The 17350-nt window shown below is 73.1% G+C and carries 18 protein-coding genes and 1 pseudogene; 8 read left to right on the top strand and 11 right to left on the bottom strand.

Translation table 11 applies throughout. The annotated features are described in order from the left end of the window. Window positions 1-75 precede the first annotated feature (75 nt). The 3 genes and pseudogenes from ACZ7L7_RS30350 to ACZ7L7_RS30340 all read right to left on the bottom strand — a co-directional run. A pseudogene (locus tag ACZ7L7_RS30350) lies at window positions 76-567 on the bottom strand (methyltransferase domain-containing protein); the annotation flags it as partial. Then, a complete protein-coding gene (locus ACZ7L7_RS30345) occupies window positions 564-1175 on the bottom strand; it encodes a TIGR04282 family arsenosugar biosynthesis glycosyltransferase (RefSeq protein ID WP_285515809.1) in 612 nt (203 codons plus the stop codon). The gene ACZ7L7_RS30345 and the pseudogene ACZ7L7_RS30350, both read right to left, overlap by 4 nt. Beyond that, complete coding sequence (locus ACZ7L7_RS30340; RefSeq protein WP_472077674.1) at window positions 1172-1882, bottom strand: glycosyltransferase family 2 protein; 711 nt, start codon at window positions 1880-1882, stop codon at window positions 1172-1174. Before ACZ7L7_RS30340 ends, ACZ7L7_RS30345 begins: the two co-directional genes overlap by 4 nt. Before the next feature lie 140 nt (window positions 1883-2022). On the opposite strand from ACZ7L7_RS30340, the gene ACZ7L7_RS30335 reads away from it, so the two are divergent. Continuing rightward, window positions 2023-2709, top strand: a complete 687-nt coding sequence (locus tag ACZ7L7_RS30335) for a response regulator transcription factor (protein WP_250752734.1) — start codon at window positions 2023-2025, stop codon at window positions 2707-2709. Window positions 2710-2711: 2 nt separating this feature from the next. Further along, the gene (locus tag ACZ7L7_RS30330) at window positions 2712-3824 is read left to right on the top strand and encodes a sensor histidine kinase (protein WP_285515807.1); all 1113 of its coding nucleotides are present in this window, start codon (window positions 2712-2714) and stop codon (window positions 3822-3824) included. Between the two features lie 17 nt (window positions 3825-3841). On the opposite strand, the gene ACZ7L7_RS30325 is transcribed toward ACZ7L7_RS30330, so the two are convergent. From ACZ7L7_RS30325 to ACZ7L7_RS30315, 3 genes are read right to left on the bottom strand one after another with little or no spacing between them, the layout of a single operon-like run. Beyond that, window positions 3842-4831 carry an NAD-dependent epimerase/dehydratase family protein gene (locus ACZ7L7_RS30325; protein WP_285515806.1) on the bottom strand — a complete coding sequence of 330 codons (990 nt, stop codon included), beginning with the start codon at window positions 4829-4831 and terminating at the stop codon, window positions 3842-3844. A 52-nt stretch (window positions 4832-4883) separates the two neighbouring features. After that, on the bottom strand, window positions 4884-6341 hold the full coding sequence (locus ACZ7L7_RS30320) for a sensor histidine kinase (RefSeq protein ID WP_285515805.1): 1458 nt from the start codon (window positions 6339-6341) through the stop codon (window positions 4884-4886). Continuing rightward, window positions 6338-7027, bottom strand: a complete 690-nt coding sequence (locus tag ACZ7L7_RS30315) for a response regulator transcription factor (protein WP_285515804.1) — start codon at window positions 7025-7027, stop codon at window positions 6338-6340. Before ACZ7L7_RS30315 ends, ACZ7L7_RS30320 begins: the two co-directional genes overlap by 4 nt. A gap of 155 nt (window positions 7028-7182) precedes the next feature. Here ACZ7L7_RS30315 and ACZ7L7_RS30310 point away from each other — a divergent pair, with 155 nt between their 5' ends. Genes ACZ7L7_RS30310 through ACZ7L7_RS30300 form a run of 3 tightly spaced genes read left to right on the top strand, consistent with a single transcriptional unit; the run spans window position 7183 to window position 9698 of the window. After that, window positions 7183-8523: a ferredoxin reductase family protein gene (locus ACZ7L7_RS30310; RefSeq protein WP_453600828.1), complete on the top strand. Its 1341-nt coding sequence runs from the start codon at window positions 7183-7185 to the stop codon at window positions 8521-8523. Between the two features lie 10 nt (window positions 8524-8533). Beyond that, complete coding sequence (locus tag ACZ7L7_RS30305) at window positions 8534-8974, top strand: FMN-binding protein (RefSeq protein ID WP_285515802.1); 441 nt, start codon at window positions 8534-8536, stop codon at window positions 8972-8974. 1 nt (window position 8975) lies between these two features. Then, window positions 8976-9698, top strand: coding sequence for an FAD:protein FMN transferase (locus ACZ7L7_RS30300; RefSeq protein ID WP_453600825.1), 723 nt, complete (start codon window positions 8976-8978; stop codon window positions 9696-9698). A gap of 58 nt (window positions 9699-9756) precedes the next feature. Here ACZ7L7_RS30300 and ACZ7L7_RS30295 read toward each other — a convergent pair whose 3' ends face one another. Further along, window positions 9757-10557, bottom strand: a complete 801-nt coding sequence (locus tag ACZ7L7_RS30295) for a class I SAM-dependent methyltransferase (protein WP_472077673.1) — start codon at window positions 10555-10557, stop codon at window positions 9757-9759. Between the two features lie 191 nt (window positions 10558-10748). Between ACZ7L7_RS30295 and ACZ7L7_RS30290 the strand changes: the two genes are divergently transcribed. The 3 genes from ACZ7L7_RS30290 to ACZ7L7_RS30280 are packed head-to-tail and all read left to right on the top strand — an operon-like array spanning window position 10749 to window position 13224. Then, a complete protein-coding gene (locus ACZ7L7_RS30290) occupies window positions 10749-11882 on the top strand; it encodes an ABC transporter ATP-binding protein (protein WP_285515799.1) in 1134 nt (377 codons plus the stop codon). Then, window positions 11879-12553: an ABC transporter permease gene (locus ACZ7L7_RS30285; RefSeq protein WP_285515798.1), complete on the top strand. Its 675-nt coding sequence runs from the start codon at window positions 11879-11881 to the stop codon at window positions 12551-12553. The genes ACZ7L7_RS30290 and ACZ7L7_RS30285 overlap by 4 nt, the downstream gene beginning before the upstream one ends. Further along, complete coding sequence (locus ACZ7L7_RS30280; protein WP_285515797.1) at window positions 12550-13224, top strand: ABC transporter permease; 675 nt, start codon at window positions 12550-12552, stop codon at window positions 13222-13224. The genes ACZ7L7_RS30285 and ACZ7L7_RS30280 overlap by 4 nt, the downstream gene beginning before the upstream one ends. A gap of 7 nt (window positions 13225-13231) precedes the next feature. On the opposite strand, the gene ACZ7L7_RS30275 is transcribed toward ACZ7L7_RS30280, so the two are convergent. From ACZ7L7_RS30275 to ACZ7L7_RS30260, 4 genes are read right to left on the bottom strand one after another with little or no spacing between them, the layout of a single operon-like run. Continuing rightward, the gene (locus ACZ7L7_RS30275) at window positions 13232-13810 is read right to left on the bottom strand and encodes a GTP-binding protein (RefSeq protein ID WP_093720603.1); all 579 of its coding nucleotides are present in this window, start codon (window positions 13808-13810) and stop codon (window positions 13232-13234) included. After that, entirely contained in the window at window positions 13797-14213 is a 417-nt protein-coding gene (locus ACZ7L7_RS30270) for a DUF742 domain-containing protein (RefSeq protein ID WP_285515796.1), read from the bottom strand. Before ACZ7L7_RS30270 ends, ACZ7L7_RS30275 begins: the two co-directional genes overlap by 14 nt. A 41-nt stretch (window positions 14214-14254) precedes the next feature. Further along, the gene (locus ACZ7L7_RS30265; protein WP_093720602.1) at window positions 14255-14716 is read right to left on the bottom strand and encodes a roadblock/LC7 domain-containing protein; all 462 of its coding nucleotides are present in this window, start codon (window positions 14714-14716) and stop codon (window positions 14255-14257) included. Then, window positions 14713-17211, bottom strand: a complete 2499-nt coding sequence (locus ACZ7L7_RS30260; RefSeq protein ID WP_472077672.1) for a sensor histidine kinase — start codon at window positions 17209-17211, stop codon at window positions 14713-14715. Before ACZ7L7_RS30260 ends, ACZ7L7_RS30265 begins: the two co-directional genes overlap by 4 nt. Window positions 17212-17350 lie beyond the last annotated feature (139 nt).

Below are 17350 nucleotides of genomic sequence, written 5' to 3'. Positions count from 1 at the left end.
CCACGGGAACGGGGTGCCGGTGGCGCCCCGGGCGTCGGTCACCCTCACCAGCACCCGCTCGTCGAGGTCCAGACCCGGCACCGTCTCCACGATCAACAGGCCGTCCCCGCACAGGAGTTGGGACATCCGGTCGAGGAGGGCGGCCGGGTCGCCGCCGATGCCGACGTTGCCGTCGATGAGCAGGGCGGTGCCCCAGCGGCCCTCCGCCGGCAGCGGGTCGAAGACCGAGCGGCGCAGGGCCTGTCCGCCGAGCCGCACCGTGCGCGCCACGGCCTCCTCGCTGACGTCGATGCCGAGCGCGGGCACCCCTTGCGCGCCCAGTGCCGCCACCAGCCGTCCCGGTCCGCAGCCGACGTCCAGCACGGCGCCCTCGCAGCGGCGCAGCACCTGAAGGTCCACCGCGTCGGCCGCCGCGCACCAGCGCTCCACGTCCAGCGGCAGCAGCCAGCCGTCGGCGCGGCACAGGAACAGCGGGCCGCGGCCGGTACGCAGGGCGGCGGCGTAGGGATCGCCGTCGGACCAGGCACCGGCCTGGGCGCGCGGCCGTACGACCCGTACCGTGCTCATCGGCGGCCCGCCGCGGTCAGCGTGCCGAGCAGCGAGGCGAACCGTCCGCCCGCCGCTTCCCGGGCCACCGAGTGGGCGTCGGAGGCGGTGTCCACGTCCCGCAGCACGGGCAGTTCCCGTACCCGCAGTCCCGCGAGTCGGTCGCGCTGGGCGGCGCCCGTGTGCGGGGTCGACATCGGCACGCCGCGGACCAGCGACGGGTCGGGCGCGGCCAGGCCCAGCGCCCAGAAGCCGCCGTCCGCGGCCGGGCCGAAGAAGGCGTCGCAGCCGTCGAAGTCGACGCTCAGCAGCTCCGGGGTCACCTGCGGGGTGTCCATGCCGATGAGCAGGGCGGGGCCCGTGCACCTCGCGAAGGCGGCGGCGAGGCGTTCGTCCAGGCCGCCCGCGCACTGCGGGACGACCTCGAACCCGGCGGGCAGCCAGGGTCCGGGCTCACCGTCCAGGACCAGGACCCGCCGCTCGGCGGGTGTACGGGCCACCGCGTCCAGCGTGTCCGCGAGTGCGGCCTCGGCCAGCGCGGCGGCCTCCTCGGGAGTGAACGGCGGGGTGAGCCGGGTCTTCACCCGGCCGGGGCGGGGTTCCTTGGCGATCACCAGCAGTGTGGTCACGCGTGCGCCTCCTCCCGCTCCGCGAGCACCCGGCTCATGTCCCGCACCGCCTGCCAGGTGCCCCGCCAGGTGCCGGTCACCTTGGAGGCGCCGGTGCGCGGCAGGTACGGCACGTCGTACTCGGCGATCCGCCAGCCCGCGTCGGCGGCCCGGACCACCATCTGCAGCGGGTAGCCGCTGCGGCGGTCGGTCAGGCCGAGGCCGAGGAGGGCCTCGCGGCGGGCGGCGCGCAGCGGGCCGAGGTCGTGCAGGCGCAGGCCGGTGCGGCGGCGCAGCAGGTGGGACAGGGCGAGGTTCCCGGCGCGGGCGTGGGCGGGCCAGGCACCGCGGGCCCGCGGGCGGCGCCGGCCGAGCACCAGGTCGGCCTCGCCGGAGCGGATCCGGTCCACGAAGGGCACCAGGTCGGCGGGGTCGAGGGAGGCGTCGCAGTCGCAGAAGCAGACCACATCGGCGGTGGCGGCGGTCAGGCCCGCGTGGCAGGCGGCGCCGAACCCGCGCCGCTCCTCGCGTACGACGGTCGCGCCGAGCGCGGCGGCGACTGCGGCGGAGCCGTCCGTGGAGCCGTTGTCGACGACGAGCGCGCGCCAGCCGGGCGGGATGCGCTCCAGCACCCACGGCAGGGCCTCGGCCTCGTCGAGACAGGGCAGTACGACATCGACGGACACCGGGTCCGGATCTGAAGGGGGAGAGGTCGTCACACGGCTCACCCTACGAGCGCGAAACGGGTATAACGGACAGCGGCTTCTTACGAAACGCGGACGTCGGCCTGCCGCGCCGACTTCTTACGAAAGCAGGACGTTCCCTGGTGACGGGGGCATTCGCGCGCGCGTGGTGCGACGCTGGCGGCATGGAACAGCAGCAGCCCCGGATCCTCGTCGTCGACGACGACCCGACCGTCGCCGAGGTGGTCTCCGGGTACCTCGACCGCGCCGGATACGCCGTGGACCGCGCGGGCGACGGCCCCGACGCCCTCGCCCGGGCCGCCGAGCACTGGCCGGACCTCGTCGTCCTGGACCTGATGCTGCCCGGCATGGACGGCCTGGAGGTGTGCCGCCGGATGCGCGGACAGGGCCCGGTGCCGGTCATCATGCTCACCGCGCGCGGCGACGAGGACGACCGCATCCTCGGCCTGGAGGTCGGCGCCGACGACTACGTCACCAAGCCCTTCAGCCCCCGCGAACTCGTCCTGCGCGTCGAGTCCGTACTGCGCCGGGTGCGCCCCGCGCAGCCCTCGGGACTGCTGCGGGCGGCGGGTCTGACCGTCGATCCCGATGCCCGCCGCGCCCAGAAGGGCGGCACCGAACTCGCCCTCACCATCCGTGAGTTCGACCTGCTCACGTTCTTCCTCCGGCACCCCGGGCGGGTGTTCAGCCGGGAGGACCTGATGCGGGACGTGTGGGGCTGGGACTTCGGCGACCTGTCGACCGTCACCGTCCATGTGCGCAGGCTGCGCGGCAAGATCGAGGACGACCCGGCCCGGCCCCGGCTGATCCAGACCGTGTGGGGCGTCGGCTACCGGTTCGAGGAGGGCTGACCGTGCGCGACACGCTCCTCATCGCCCTGTTCGCCTTCCTGGGCGCCACCGCGGCCGGGGTCCTGGGCGCGGCGGTCCTGCTGCTGATCCGGCGCCGCTCCCTGGCCGTGCACCTCACGGTCGTCGCCGCCGTCGCGGTCACCGCGATGCTCGCGGGCACCCTGGCGGTCGCGCAGGCGATGTTCCTGTCCGAACACGACCTGAAGGTGGTCACCCTGGTCGTCGCCATGGCCGCCGTGGTCTCCCTGGCCACCGCCCTGCTGCTGGGCCGCTGGGTCGTCGCCCGCAGCCGCGCCCTGGCCGACGCCGCCCGCTCCTTCGGCGACGGCGGCGCCTTCACGTCGCCGGACGGACCGGCGACGGCCGAACTGGCGGCGCTGAGCCGGGAGTTGGAGGCCACCAGCGCCCGCCTGGCCGAGTCCAGGGAGCGCGAGCGCGCCCTGGAGTCCTCGCGCCGTGAACTGGTCGCCTGGATCTCCCACGACCTGCGGACCCCGCTGGCCGGTCTGCGCGCCATGTCCGAGGCCCTGGAGGACGGGGTGGCCGCCGACCCCGACCGCTACCTCAAGCAGATCCGCACCGAGGTGGAACGCCTCAACTCCATGGTCGGCGACCTCTTCGAACTCTCCCGCATCCACGCGGGCGCCCTGGCCCTGACCCCCACCAGGATCTCCCTGTACGACCTGGTCGGCGACGCCCTGGCGGGCGCGGACCCGCTCGCCCGCGAGCACGGGGTCCGCCTGGTCGGCGACCGCGTGGAACCGGTGCCGGTGGAGGTGGACGGCAAGGAGATGAGCCGCGTCCTCGGCAACCTCCTCATCAACGCCATCCGCCGCACCCCCTCCGACGGCACCGTCGCCATCGCCGCCGAACGCGTCCCCGACGGCGTCCTCCTCTCCGTCACCGACGGCTGCGGGGGCATCCCCGAGGAGGACCTGCCCCGCGTCTTCGACACCGGCTGGCGCGGCACGGACGCGCGCACGCCCCCGGCGGGAGCGGGACTCGGGCTGGCGATCGTCCGCGGCATCGTGGAGGCCCACCAGGGCCGGACGACGGTACGGAACATCCCCGGAGGGTGCCGGTTCGAGGTGGTACTGCCCACGGCGGACGCCTAGGTACGGCCCCGTAGCGGTCACTCCTCCCGCGCGAACTCCCGCATCCCCTCCGCGAAGGACACCTCCGGCTTCCAGCCCAGCTCGGCCCGCAGCCGGGCGGAGTCGGCCGTGATGTGGCGGACGTCGCCCAGGCGGTACTCGGCGGTGGTCACCGGGGCGGGACCGCCGTACGCCGCGGCCAGGGCCCGGGCCATCTCGCCGACCGTGTGCGGCTCGCCGCTGCCGGTGTTCAGGGGGAGGAGGGTGCCCGGGGGCGGCGGGGACTCCAGGGCGGCCAGGTTGGCCCTCGCCACATCCCGTACGTGCACGAAGTCCCGGCGCTGGCGGCCGTCCTCGAAGACCCGGGGAGCCTCACCCCGGGCCAGGGCCGAGCGGAAGAAGGACGCGACTCCGGCGTAGGGGGTGTCGCGGGGCATGCCCGGGCCGTAGACGTTGTGGTACCGCAGCGAGATCGCCCGACTGTTCGTCACCCGCGCCCAGGAAGCGGCCAGATGCTCCTGCGCGAGCTTGGTGGTGGCGTAGACGTTGCGGGGGTCGGCCGGGGCGTCCTCGCCGACCAGTCCCGGTGCCAGTTCGGCCCCGCACCGGGGGCAGCGCGGTTCGAAGCGGCCCGCCTCCAGGTCCGGCACCGCGCGCGGGCCCGGGCGGACGTCGCCGTGCCGGGCGCAGGTATAGCGGCCCTCGCCGTAGACCACCATCGAACCGGCCAGCACCAGGCGCCGTACGCCCGCCTCGGCCATGGCGGCGAGCAGGACCGCCGTGCCCAGGTCGTTACGGGAGACGTACTCCGGGGCGTCCGCGAAGCCCGTGCCGAGGCCGACCATCGCCGCCTGGTGGCACACCGCGTCCACCCCGGCCAGGGCCCGGCGCACGGCGTCCGGGTCGCGTACGTCCGCGGCGGGGTCCGCCCGCACGTCGTACACCACGGGCTCGTGGCCGCTGTCCGCCAGTGCCCTCACGACATGGGATCCGATGAAACCGGCACCGCCGGTGACCAGTACGCGCATGTCCTCACGCTAGGGCGGGGACCGGGACGGAAGGGCGCGCTGCGCCCGCGCGTCACGGGTCCGTAAGATCCGGCGGCCCGGCGGTCGGGAGCGACACCGTGAAGACCGTCGCACCCGGCTCGCTCGCCAGGTCGATCCCGCCGCCGTGCGCCCGCACCAGCGACGCCGCCACCGCCAGGCCCAGACCGCTGCCGCCCCGGTCCCGGCTGCGGGCCTTGTCCACGCGGTAGAAGCGGTCGAAGACCCGATCCCGGTCCGCGGCCGGGATGCCCGGACCCGCGTCCGCGATCCGGATGCGGGCCGTGCCCTCCGCGGCCGACACCGCCACCGAGACCTCCGTACCGGGCGGGGTGTGCACGGAGGCGTTGGTGAGGAGGTTGTCCAGGACCTGCCGGATGCGCTGCGGGTCCGCCCGCGCGGTCAGCGTCGCCGGGCCCGGCAGCACGGTCAGCGGGTGGTCCGGGTGGCTCGCCCGGAAGGCGTCCGCCGCCTGCTGGACCAGCTCCACCAGATCCGTCTCACGGGGCCGCAACGGCGTCTGCACCTCCGCCGCGTCCAGGCGCGCGAGCAGCAGCAGGTCGTCCAGCAGGAACCCCATCCGGGCCGCCTCCGCCCGCAGCCGCGCCAGGTGCTTGTCGCGCTCCTCGGGCTCGTTGGCCGCCGCGTACTGGAAGAGGTCCGCGTACCCGCGCACCGACATCAGCGGTGTGCGCAGCTCGTGCGAGGCGTCCGCGACGAAGCGGCGCAGCCGCTGCTCGGCCTCCGTGCGCACCGCGAGGGACTCGTCGATGTGCTCCAGCATCGTGTTGAACGCGGTCCGCAGTTCCTCCACCTCGGGCCCGCCGCCGCGCGCGGCGTGCCGCACCGGAAGCCGCGCCGAGTCCGTCAGATCGTGCGAGGTGATGCCCCGCGCGGTGCTCGCCATGTCGCTCAGCGGCTGCAGCCCGCGCCGCAGCATCGACCGCCCGGCGACCACCAGCGCCAGCAGCGCCAGACCGAACGTCACCGCCTGAATGGTCGCCAGCTCCGTGACCGTGTCCTCGATCTCCTCCAGCGGCGCCGCGCTGACCAGCACGGTCCCGGGCTTCACCTCGCACGCCCGCAGCCGGTACAGGCCCGCGCCCTTGAGCCACTCGGTGCGCAGGATCTCCTCTCCGGCGTCCACCCGGGCCCGCGCCGCTGCGGTGAAGTCCTCGACGTCCTCGGGCAGATCGGTGTCCGCCTCCGGCTTGCGCAGTTCGGGCGTGCCGCCGGAGACGTCGTACACGGCGTAGTACCAGCCGTAGTACTTCTTGTTCTGCAGCGAGCCGTAGTCCACCAGGTTCTTGGACTGCGCGGTCTGCGCGTGCGCCAACTGCGAGTCCAGCTCGGCCGACAGATAGTCGCGCATGTACGTCGTCAGCGCCGTCCCGACGACCGCGAACACCACCAGCGCCAGCACCCCGAGTCCCAGCGCGAGCCGGGTGCCGAGCCGGAGTCTGCCGTACGCCCGCCGCAGCCGTCCGATCACTGGGCGGCCTGCCGGATGACGTACCCGAAGCCGCGCACGGTGTGGATCATCGGTGGGCCGGTGTCGTCGAGCTTGCGGCGCAGCCGGCTGACCACCAGCTCCACCACGTTGGAGCGCCCGCCGAAGCCGTACTCCCACACGTGGTCCAGGATCTGCGCCTTGGTCTGCACGGTCGGCGACTTGCGCATGAGGTAGCGCAGCACCTCGTACTCGGTCGGGGTGAGGGAGATCAGCTTCTCGCCGCGGCGGACCTCGCGGGTGTCCTCGTCCATCGACAGATCGCCCACCCGCAGCACCGAGCGCTGGAACCCGGGCCCGGCGCTGCGCCGCAGCACCGTGCGCAGCCGGGCCATCAGCTCCTCCACCGCGAACGGCTTGACCAGGTAGTCGTCACCGCCGCGAGTCAGCCCCGCCACCCGGTCGGCGACCCCGTCGCGGGCGGTCAGGAACACCACCGGCACCATCGTCCCGGAGCGGCGCAGCCGGTCCAGCACGCCGAAGCCGTCGAGGTCCGGCAGCATCAGGTCGAGCACGACGATGTCCGGGTGGAACTCGGCGGCGCGGCGCAGCGCCTCCTCACCGGAGTTCGCGGTGACGGCGTCCCAGCCCTCGTACCGGGCGACCGTCGCCACGAGGTCGGCGATCGGCGGGTCGTCGTCCACTACGAGCAGTCGTACTTTTTCCACCCGCTCATACTGCGGCACCCGGCCCCCCTCGCCCAGACCGGGTCCGGCCCCCGAAAAAGATCGACAGTGACTTGTAAGACGTACGACAGGTGATCGACAGCTTCCGCCGGACAAGCTCGTATCCCGGCCCCGACCCCCACGAGGAGCTGCCGACCGTGACGACCGTCCAATCACCTCCCGCGCCCCCCACGGCGATACGCCCCCGGGCAGTGGCCCGTACCGGCCTGTACGCCGTGCTCGCCGCCAACGCGGCCGCGGTGACCTACTTCTTCGCCGACGCGGGATTCGGCGCGTCCAACACCCTGGTCGTCCTCGGCCGGCTCGCCGGGCTCTACGGCGCCCTGCTGATGGCGTTCCAGCTGCTGCTGGTGGCCCGGCTGCCCTGGCTGGACCGCCGGATCGGCATGGACCGGCTGACCTCCTGGCACCGGTGGACCGGCTTCGGCATCCTGTGGACGCTGCTCGCGCACGCCGTGTTCATCGTCTTCGGCTACGCCGACTCCTCCGGGCTCGACCCGGTCAACCAGCTCGTCGACCTCGCCGAGACCGTCGAGGGCGTGCTGCGGGCGGTCGCCGCGCTGGTGATCGTCATGGTCGTCGGGGCGGTCTCCGGGCGGGCCGCGCGGCGCAGGCTGGCGTACGAGACCTGGCACTTCATCCATCTGTACACCTACCTCGCGGTGGTGCTGGCCTTCACCCACCAGGTCGCGGTGGGCACGACGTTCACCGCGTCGTCGGCCGCGACCGCCTACTGGTACACGCTGTGGGCGGTCGCCCTGGGCGCGGTGTTCACGGGCCGGCTGGTGCTGCCGCTGTGGCGGAACCAGCGGCACCGGCTGACCGTCTCGGCGGTGGTGCCCGAGTCGCACGACGTGGTCTCGGTGTACATCACCGGCCGCGACCTGGACCGGCTGCCCGCCCGCGCCGGACAGTTCTTCCTGTGGCGGTTCCTGACCAAGGACCGCTGGTGGCAGGCGAACCCGTTCTCCCTGTCGGCCGCCCCCGACGGCCGCACCCTCCGGCTCACCGCGAAGGCGGCCGGTGCCGGAAGCGCGGGACTGCGTCATCTCAAGCCCGGCACCCGGGTGTTCGCCGAGGGCCCCTACGGCGCCTTTACCGCCCTGCACCGCACCCGCCCCGAGTCCGTCCTCATCGCCGGCGGTGTCGGTGTCACACCGATCCGGGCGCTGCTGGAGGAACTGCACGGACACGCCGTGGTCGTCTACCGGGTCGCCGCCGAGCGGGACGCGGTCCTCTACGACGAGCTGCGCGAACTGGCCCTCGCCAAGGGCGCCGAGCTGCACCTGGTGACCGGTCCGGTCCACCCGGACAAGCTGGCCCCGGCCGAACTGGTCCGGCTGGTCCCGGACATCGCCGAGCGGGACGTCTTCCTGTGCGGGCCGCCGCCGATGATGCGCGCGGTGCTGGGCAGCCTGCGCGAGCTGAACGTGCCCAAGCAGCAGATCCACTTCGAGCGATTCGCCCTCGCGGGCTGAGGGGGACATCGTGAAGCGAGCCATACCCGTACTCGTCCTGACCGCCGTCGGCCTGGTCCCGCTGTGGCGCTACGAGCCGTCGACGGCGGAGTCGAGCGGCCAGGTGTCGGCCCCCGCCCGGACGGTGACGCCCACACCCTCCGCCTCGTCCTCCGGCGGCTCCGGTGACTCCGGCGGCTCCGGCAGCTCGGCCCTGGTCATCGAGGGCTCGGTGGTGAACACCGAGAAGGGGCCCGTGCAGGTCGAGGTGACCTTCGAGGGCGACGCGATCTCCTCGGTGCGGATGCTGCAACAGCCGGACCATCCGCAGACCACCGCGGCCGTACCGCAGCTCATCGAGGAGACCCTTCAGGCGCAGAGCGCGGACATCGACACGGTGTCCGGGGCGACGATCACCAGCGACGGGTACAAGGAATCCCTCCAGGCGGCCCTCGACGCGCGGGACGCCTGACGTGCGGCGCGTCGAGCAGGTGATGGGGTTCCCGGTCTCGCTGCGGGTGGACGACGAACGGGTGCCCGGCGCGGCCGTGTCCGCCGCCTTCGCCTGGCTGCACGAGGTCGACGCCCGCTTCAGCCCGTTCCGGCCCGACAGCGAGGTCTCCCGCCTGGACCGCGGCGAGATCGGCCCCGGCGAGGTCAGCGCCGACCTCGCCGAGGTCCTCGCCCTGTGCGCGGAGTACCGGGTGGCCACCGGCGGCGCCTTCGACGTACGGCTGCCCGGACGCGGCCTCGACCCGTGCGCGGTGGTCAAGGGCTGGTCGGTCCAGCGGGCGGCGGAATTGCTGCGCTCCGCCGGGGTGGAGCGCTTCTGCCTGAACGCGGGCGGCGACGTGGTCACCGCGGGCGGGCCCTGGCGGGTGGGGATACGGCATCCGGAGCGCGCGGACCGGATCTGCGCGGTCCTGAACATCACCGACGCGGCGGTGGCGACCTCCGCCTGCTACGAGCGGGGCGCCCACATCCTGGACGGCCGCACGGGGCTGCCGGCAACGGGCCTGATGAGCGTCACAGTTGTCGCCCCGACCCTGACGGAGGCCGACACGACGGCGACGGCGGCCTTCGCGCTGGGCGAGGAGGGCGTGGCCTGGGCCTCGGCCCGCCCGGGGTGCGAGGTGTTCGCGGTGGACTCGGCGCGGAGGGTCCTGCGGACGGGACGGGTGCCGTTGGCGGCGTAGTCCGGCGGTCTGCGCCCGCACGACGCGTACTACGGACGAGGCGGGTGCCGTTGGCGGCCTAGGTCCGCACCCCGCGCACCACCCAGGCCCGCGCCGACAGGGTGATCGTGCCCTCCGGGTCGTGCGGGACCGCCTCCGCGAGTGCCGTGCGCAGGCGGTCCCGCTGGTCGGGGCTCAGGCCCGTGACGTACGTTCCTGCCGGGCCCTGGCCCGCCAGGAACGGGGACCACAGGTCCGTCACGTCGGCGAAGGGGGTCGGGACGACCAGCGGGGTGACGCGGACCTCCGTCAGGCCCGCCTCCGTCCACAGGGCGTGCAGGGGGTCCGGCCGGCAGAGCGGGAAGCGGTGGGCCTCGTCCAGTTCCGCCGCCGCCGGGTCCACCGCGGTCGCCGCGTCCCAGAAGTGGCGCAGCACCTGCATGCCGTCGGCGTAGTCCCAGACGTACGCGGCGACCTGGCCGCCCGGGCGTACCGCGCGGGTCATCTCGGCCACTCCTTCCGCGGGCTCGGGAAGGAAGTTGAGCAGCAGCCCGCTGACCGCCACGTCCCAGGAGGCGTCCCGCACCGGCAGGGCGCGGGCGTCCGCCACCGCGAAGCCCACGGGGCCGTGCGCGGTGTCCCGGGCCGTGGCCACCAGCTCCGCCGACCGGTCGCAGCCCAGGACCACCGCCGGCCGGCACCGGGCGGCCAGCACCGAGGTCAGGGCGCCCGTGCCGCACCCCACATCCAGCCAGCGCAGTCCGTCGGCGTGCCCCTCCAGCGCTGCGAACCGCTCGGTCACCCGGCGGCTCCACCGCCCCATGAACCGCTCGTAGCCGGGTCCCGCCTGCCAGACGTCAAAGCGCCGCTGCTCGCTCATGAGACCACCATGCGGGACGCGGGCGCCTTCGGCCGACATCCCGCACACAATCGGGAAAACGGGTCGTTCCGTACGTGGGCCCCGGACCGGAGTCGTCCTCCGGTGGGCCGTCTAGACTCTGTCCGCAACTGCTTGCTCAATCCCGGCCGGAAGCGGGCGACTTCTGCCAGACCCGAAGGGTATTCGGCGCTTTGATACGGATAGATTCAGTCACCAAGCGGTACCCGGACGGCACGGTGGCGGTCGACCGGCTGTCGCTGGAGATACCCGACCGCGCGATCACCGTCCTCGTCGGCCCCTCCGGGTGCGGCAAGACCACGACCCTGCGGATGATCAACCGGATGGTCGAGCCCAGCGAGGGCACCATCCTCCTCGACGGCAAGGACATCCAGCAGCAACCCGTCAACACCCTGCGCCGGTCGATGGGTTACGTCATCCAGAACGCCGGTCTCTTCCAGCACCGCACGATCCTCGACAACATCGCCACCGTGCCCCGGCTGCTCGGCTGGGGCAAGGAACGCTCCCGGGCCCGCGCCCGCGAGCTGATGGACCGCGTCGGACTCGACGGCACGCTCGCCAAGCGCTATCCCTACCAGCTCTCCGGCGGCCAGCAGCAGCGCGTCGGCGTGGCCCGCGCCCTCGCCGCCGACCCGCCGGTCCTGCTCATGGACGAGCCCTTCTCCGCCGTCGACCCGGTCGTACGCAAAGGACTCCAGGACGAACTCCTGCGCATCCAGGAGGAGTTGGCCAAGACCATCGTCTTCGTCACGCACGACATCGACGAGGCCGTCAAGCTCGGCACGATGGTCGCCGTCATGCGCACCGGCGGCCGGCTCGCCCAGTTCGCCCCGCCCGCCGAACTGCTCATCGACCCCGCCGACGCCTTCGTCGAGGACTTCCTCGGCACCGACCGCGGCATCCGGCGGCTGTCCTTCTTCACCGCCGCCGGACTCGACCTGCTCACCGCGCCGATCGTCGCCATCGATGCCACCGCCGAGCAGATCGCCGCCCGCGACACCGCCGACGTTCCCTACCTCCTCGTCACCGACCTGGACGGCAGGCCGCTGGGCTGGGCCGAGTCCGGCGAACTGACCGCCGGGAGCATCGAACCGGACCGACTCCTCCCGCACGGACGCCCGTTCGCGGCCGGCACCGACTCGCTGCGCGCCGCGCTCGACTGCGCCGTGCTCTCCCCGACCGGCTGGGCCGTCGCCGTGGACGGCGAGGGCCGGGCCGCCGGAGTGGTCTCCCAGCAGACCATCGCCGAGGCCATCCGCGGCGCCCACGCCAGCAGCGCCCGCACCACCCAGAAGGTCGCCCCATGAGCGGCCTCTTCGACATGCCGAGCTACCTGGAGTACAGCTACTTCGGCCTGGTCGGCCTGCACCTGCGCGAGGCGCTGATCCCGGTCGTGGCCGGACTGCTGGTGGCGCTGCCGCTCGCCCAGCTCTGCGTCCGGGTGCGCTGGCTGTACCCACCGGTGCTGTGGGTGACCACCATCCTCTACGCGATCCCCTCGCTCGCCTTCTTCGTGGTCCTCATCGACTACACCGGCCTGAGCGAGACCACCGTGATGATCCCGCTCGCCGTCTACTCCCTGGTCGTGCTGGTCCCGGCCATCGTGGACGGCGTCCGCGCGGTCCCGCAGGAAACCCTCGCGGCGGCCACCGCCATGGGCTTCGGCCCCGTACGCCGTTATCTCCAGGTGCAGTTGCCCATCGCCGCGCCCGCCATCATCGCCGGACTGCGGGTGGCGTGCGTCTCCAGCATCTCCCTGGTCAGCGTCGGCATGCTGATCGGCAACCAGGGCGCCCTCGGCAACATGCTCGACGCCGGGCTCAAGTACGACCAGCCGCGCCTGGTATGGCTCTCCGTCGTGGGCACCGCCGTCCTCGCCACCGCCGTGGACGCCGTGCTCATCGGACTGCGCCTGCTGCTGACACCGTGGATGCCCCGGGGCGCGCGCACCCCCGCGGTGAAGGAGGCCACCGGGTGAACATCCTCAATTACATGGCCGACTTCCTCGGCGACGGCGCCCACTGGACGGGCTACGACGGCATCCCCACGCGCGTCGGCGAGCACATCGGCTACACCCTGATGGCCCTCGGCATCGCCGCCGCCGTAGGACTGCCGGTCGGCCTGCTCACCGGTCACACCGGCCGGGGCGGCAACGCGCTCGCGCTGATCGCCACCATCGGCCGCGCCCTGCCCAGCTTCGGCCTGATGGTGCTGATGTTCCTGCTGCTCGGCCTGGGCATGGCCCCGGTGCTGATCCCACTGGTGGTGCTGGCGATCCCGCCGATCCTCGTCACCACCTACGAGGCCATGCGCTCGGTCGACCCCGCCCCCGTGGACGCCGCCCGCGGCATGGGCATGGGCGAGCCGGAGGTGCTGTTCCGGGTCGAACTCCCCGTCGCCCTCCCGCTGATCCTCAGCGGCCTGCGCTCGGCGGCCATCCAGATCGTCTCCACCGCCACCATCGCCGCCTATGTCAGCTTCGGCGGCCTCGGCCGCTACATCGTGGACGGCCTCTACCAGCGCGACTACGAGAAGGTTGTCGGCGGGGCGACCCTGGTCGCGGCCATGGCGCTGGCGACACTGGCCCTGTTCTGGGCCGTGACGAAGCTGACGGTCTCCCGCGGGGTGCGCGGGGCGGGCACCGGCTGAGCCCGCCTCACGCCTCGGTGCGGGCCAGCGCCTGTTCCAGTACGGTCAGCAGCGCGTCCCGCACCGAGCCCCGCTCCCGGGCGTCGAACACCACCACCGGCACCCCGTCGCTCACGTCCAACGCCCAGCGGACGTCGTCCAGTTCGTGCTCCACCTTCCCGTCGAAGGCGTTCACCGCCACCGCGAACGGGATCTGCTTGTGCTCGAAGTAGTCGACGGCCGCGTAGCAGTCGTCCAGCCGCCGGGTGTCCACGATGACCAGCCCGCCGACCGCGCCCTCGACGATGTCGTCCCACATGAACCCGAACCGCTCCTGACCGGGCGTGCCGAACAGATACAGCTTCAGCGTCGGGTCGATGGTGATGCACCCGAAGTCCATGGCGACCGTGGTCGTCGTCTTGTCCGGGGTGTGGCTGAGGTCGTCGACGCCCGCCGCGACCTCGGTGATCGACGCCTCCGTCGTCAGCGGCTCGATCTCGGAAATGGAGCCCACGGCCGTGGTCTTGCCCACGCCGAAGCCTCCCGCGATCACCATCTTGACCGGCAGCGGCGGTCGTACGGCGGCGGCCGGTTCAGTCGGTGTCACGGAGTACCCCCCGGGAGTCGGGGATGGCGCGCAGGCCATCGATCACTCTTCGCAGTACGGATGAATCGTGGACGGCATCGGCGCTGGGCACATGCACGGTCAGCCGTCCCTCGGCCCGCAGGTCCTCCGCGAGCACCCGGACGACGTTCAGATGCAGCCGCAGCCGCGCCGCGATCTCCGCGATGGACTGCGGCTGCCGGCAGGCCGCGACGATGTCGTGCTGCTCGAAGGAGAGCAGGTCGAGCGCGGCGAGGCCCTCGGCGGTGGCCACCACCTGGGTCTCGACCGGTATGGGCCGGCCGGTCGCACTGGGCACCACCCGGCCGGCGGTGACCAGGAACGGCCGGACGGCCGGGGCGGGGCCCACCGGGTCGTTGCCCGGGGGTGGGGTGCCGTCCGCCATCTGTTCCTTACCGTTCTTCTCGAATCCCGGTTGTCGCCCCGTCAGCGGGCCGACGCGGCACCGACGCTGTTCTTCAGCTCCAGCACCAGCTGCGGACTGAGCGCGGCACCGGCGCGGTTGGCGAACAGGGTCATCTCGTAGGCGATGTTGCCGAGCTTGGCCTCCTTGTCGGTGACCACGCCGAGCACCGCCCCGCTGCCGATCGCGGAGACCAGGACGTGCCCGCCCTCCAGATCGATGATGACCTTGTTCAGGCCGCCGAGGCCGTAGTTGCCGGAGGCCCCGGCGGCGAGGCTGGTGATACCGGAGACGATCGCGGCGAGCCGCTCGGAATCGGCGTGCTCACGCAGTTCGGAGACCGCGATCAGCAGTCCGTCCGAGGAGACGGCGATGGCGTCGACGACGCCCGCGGTCTCGGTCGCGAAGCGATTCAGCAGCCAGGTGAAGTCGGCTGCGGCCGCCTGGAGTTCGGCCGGCGTGGTGCCGCCTGTGGACGTGCTCACTGCTCCGCTCCTTCCGGGAGGTGGTTCTGGTGGTGCGGGTCGGGGGTCGGTGTCTCTTGGGTGCTCTCGCTGCCGCTGTCGCGGTGCGCGCGCTCCACGGCCGCTTCGAACTCCTCCAGCGCGGACCGTACGGCGTCCGCGTCGGCGGGGCGGGGGGCCCGGCGCAGCGCCTGCTGGGCGCCGGAGTCCTGCGCGGTGCGCAGGGTGGCACCGCGGACCCGGCGGCGCAGCGGGCGGGAACCGGAGGCGTGGTCCTTCGGCGACGCCTCGGGCTGACCGGCCCGGGCGTGGTCGTCGGACGGTACGGCGGGGGCGGGAGCCTCGCGGCGGGGGAGCCGACGGGGCAGGGGGCCGGCGTCGGCCGCGACGGAGGGGAGGGGGCCGGTGGGTTTGGGGGCCGGCGTCCCGGCGGATACGGACGCGGGAGCCTTCGCCGATTCCGGAGTCCGGGCGGACGCCGGCTCCTTCACCTGTTCCGGAGTCCGGGCGGACGCCGGCTCCTTCGCCGGTTCCGGCGCTTCCGGTACCGGCAGCAGCAGCGACGACGGCACGTTGACCTCGGCCGTGACACCGCCGCCCGGTGTGCGGGTCAGCGTCACGCCGATCTCCCAGCGGCGCGCCAGCGTGCCGACCACGAACAGGCCGAGCACCTTCGTCGGCACCAGGTCCAGGCGCTCGCGGCGCACCAGACGGGCGTTCTCCTCGGCCAGCCGCTCGGCGCTCATACCGAGCCCGTGGTCGGCGATCACGATCGACGCGGACTGTCCGTCCTCCCCGGCCACCACCGTCACCTCGACGGGGGAGCCCGCGGGCGAGAACGACACCGCGTTCTCCAGGAGCTCGGCCACCATCAGGGTCAGGTCGCCGATCACGTCCGGCTCCACCGCGGCCTCGGAGCGGGCCTGGAGCCGCACCCGCTGGAAGCCCTCGATCTGGCCGAGCGCGGCCCGTACGACGGTGGTCAGCGCCAGCGGGCCGGAGCCGATGCCGGACTCGCGGATACCTGCGAGCAGCATCAGGCTATCGGCGTTACGGCGCAGGCGGACCGCGATGTGGTCGATGCTGTAGAGCCGTTCCAGCAGCTCGGGGTCGGTCTCCCCGCGCTCCACCGCGTCGATCAGGGCCAGCTGGCGGGTGGTCAGGTTGCTGACCCGGCGGCCCACGTTGCCGAACATCTCGGCGACGTTGCGGCGGCTGAGTACCTGGCGTTCCAGCAGGGCCGCGGCCGTGGTCTGCACCCGGTTGAAGGCCTCGGCGAGGTCGCCGATCTCGTCGCGTGCGGTGACCGGCACCTCGCGCAGCCGGGGCGGGCCGTCGTCCTCGGCGTCGTCGTCGGCGACCCGGGCCAGCTCTCGGTCCGCGATCTCGGCGACCTCCCGGGCGGCACCGGTGAGGGCCTGCACCGGCCGCACCACCGAGCGGCGGACCAGTACCGACAGGACGAACCAGAGGGAGAAGCCGAGCAGGGCGAGCGCCAGCAGGAGCCCGGCGCGCCAGGCGGCCTCGCCGGAGGCGTCGTCGGCGCGGTCGGCGATCTGGTCGATGAGGGAGGCGGTGACCCCGAGCCGGATCTCGGCCTGCTCCCGGTAGGCGGGGTAGGAGTCGAGCGCGGCCTGGAAGGACCGCCGGATCTCGGCGGGGGAGTCGGACTGCAGTCCGCTCGGGTCGATCTGCAGCTCGGCGAACTGCTGGTTGATCCTGGCCTGCGGGGAGCTGTGCTCGATACCGCGCAGCTCCTCGGCCTGCTTGCCGGTGGCGAACCGGGTGAACCGGTCGGCCTGGTAGGTGTACACCTCGTGGGAGCCGACCGCGCCGATGAACTCGATGAGCGCGTTGGAGTCGCCGGTGGAGGCGGAGAACACCCCGGTCTCGAAGGCGCTGTGGGCGGCGTCGGCGCGCAGCAGCGAGTCGAGCAGGTTGCCGGTGAAGGTGGCGGCGAGGCCCGCGTTGCGGTCCAGCTCCAGACCGTCGATGACGCCGTTGGCGGCGCTGGTGTACGCCGGGTCGATGTTGTCGGCGGGCAGATAGCCCTGCTCGATGGTGTCCCGGAGGCTGCCGAGCGCGCTGATCTCGCGCAGCGCGCGGGCCTCGCCCTCCGGCAGCCGGTCGCCGAAGGTCTCCCGGACCTTGATCACCTGCCGGTCCACCGCGGACTGCGCCCGGTCGTAGGCGTCCGTGGAGGGCGGGGCGGCCCCCTCGCCGCCCGCCTCGTGCCGTACGGAGAGCAGGATCGCCTGCTGGTGCTCGGCCTCCACCCGGTCCACCAGGGTCGCGACTTCGGTGCTGGCCCGGACCAGGCGGGCGGCGTCGGCGGCGGCGGCGGACTGGCTGAGCTGGTCGGTGATGAGGTAGGCGAGCAGCACGGCGACCACCGTGAGCGGCACACCGACCAGGAGGTTGAGCTTGCGCCGGAAGGGGCGGCTGTCGATGAAGCGCCGTATTCCGAGGGGGGAACCGTGTGTCGCGGTGGACGCGTCCACCTCGTTCGTGGACACCTTTCCTCCTCGTGAGTGAGCGGACTCATGGCGTCAACTTGCGTGGAGAGTACCGCCTCTTGATGCATACGTCTTCACATGCGATCACAAATGACTACTCATTGAGGCCAATCGGTTACCCGGATTCCCTTGACTGGGC

This window comes from Streptomyces sp. NPDC110618 (assembly GCF_055657065.1).
Note: the sequence above shows the minus strand (reverse complement) of the source record. Positions and strands in the feature narration are given on the sequence as shown.

What these genes read in the sequence shown, in the direction of transcription:
- ACZ7L7_RS30335 (WP_250752734.1), top strand. Translation starts at nt 2,023, where the DNA reads ATGGAACAGCAGCAGCCCCGGATCCTCGTCGTCGACGACGACCCGACC.
- ACZ7L7_RS30325 (WP_285515806.1), bottom strand. Translation starts at nt 4,831, where the DNA reads ATGCGCGTACTGGTCACCGGCGGTGCCGGTTTCATCGGATCCCATGTC.
- ACZ7L7_RS30295 (WP_472077673.1), bottom strand. Translation starts at nt 10,557, where the DNA reads ATGAGCGAGCAGCGGCGCTTTGACGTCTGGCAGGCGGGACCCGGCTAC.
- ACZ7L7_RS30285 (WP_285515798.1), top strand. Translation starts at nt 11,879, where the DNA reads ATGAGCGGCCTCTTCGACATGCCGAGCTACCTGGAGTACAGCTACTTC.
- ACZ7L7_RS30270 (WP_285515796.1), bottom strand. Translation starts at nt 14,213, where the DNA reads ATGGCGGACGGCACCCCACCCCCGGGCAACGACCCGGTGGGCCCCGCC.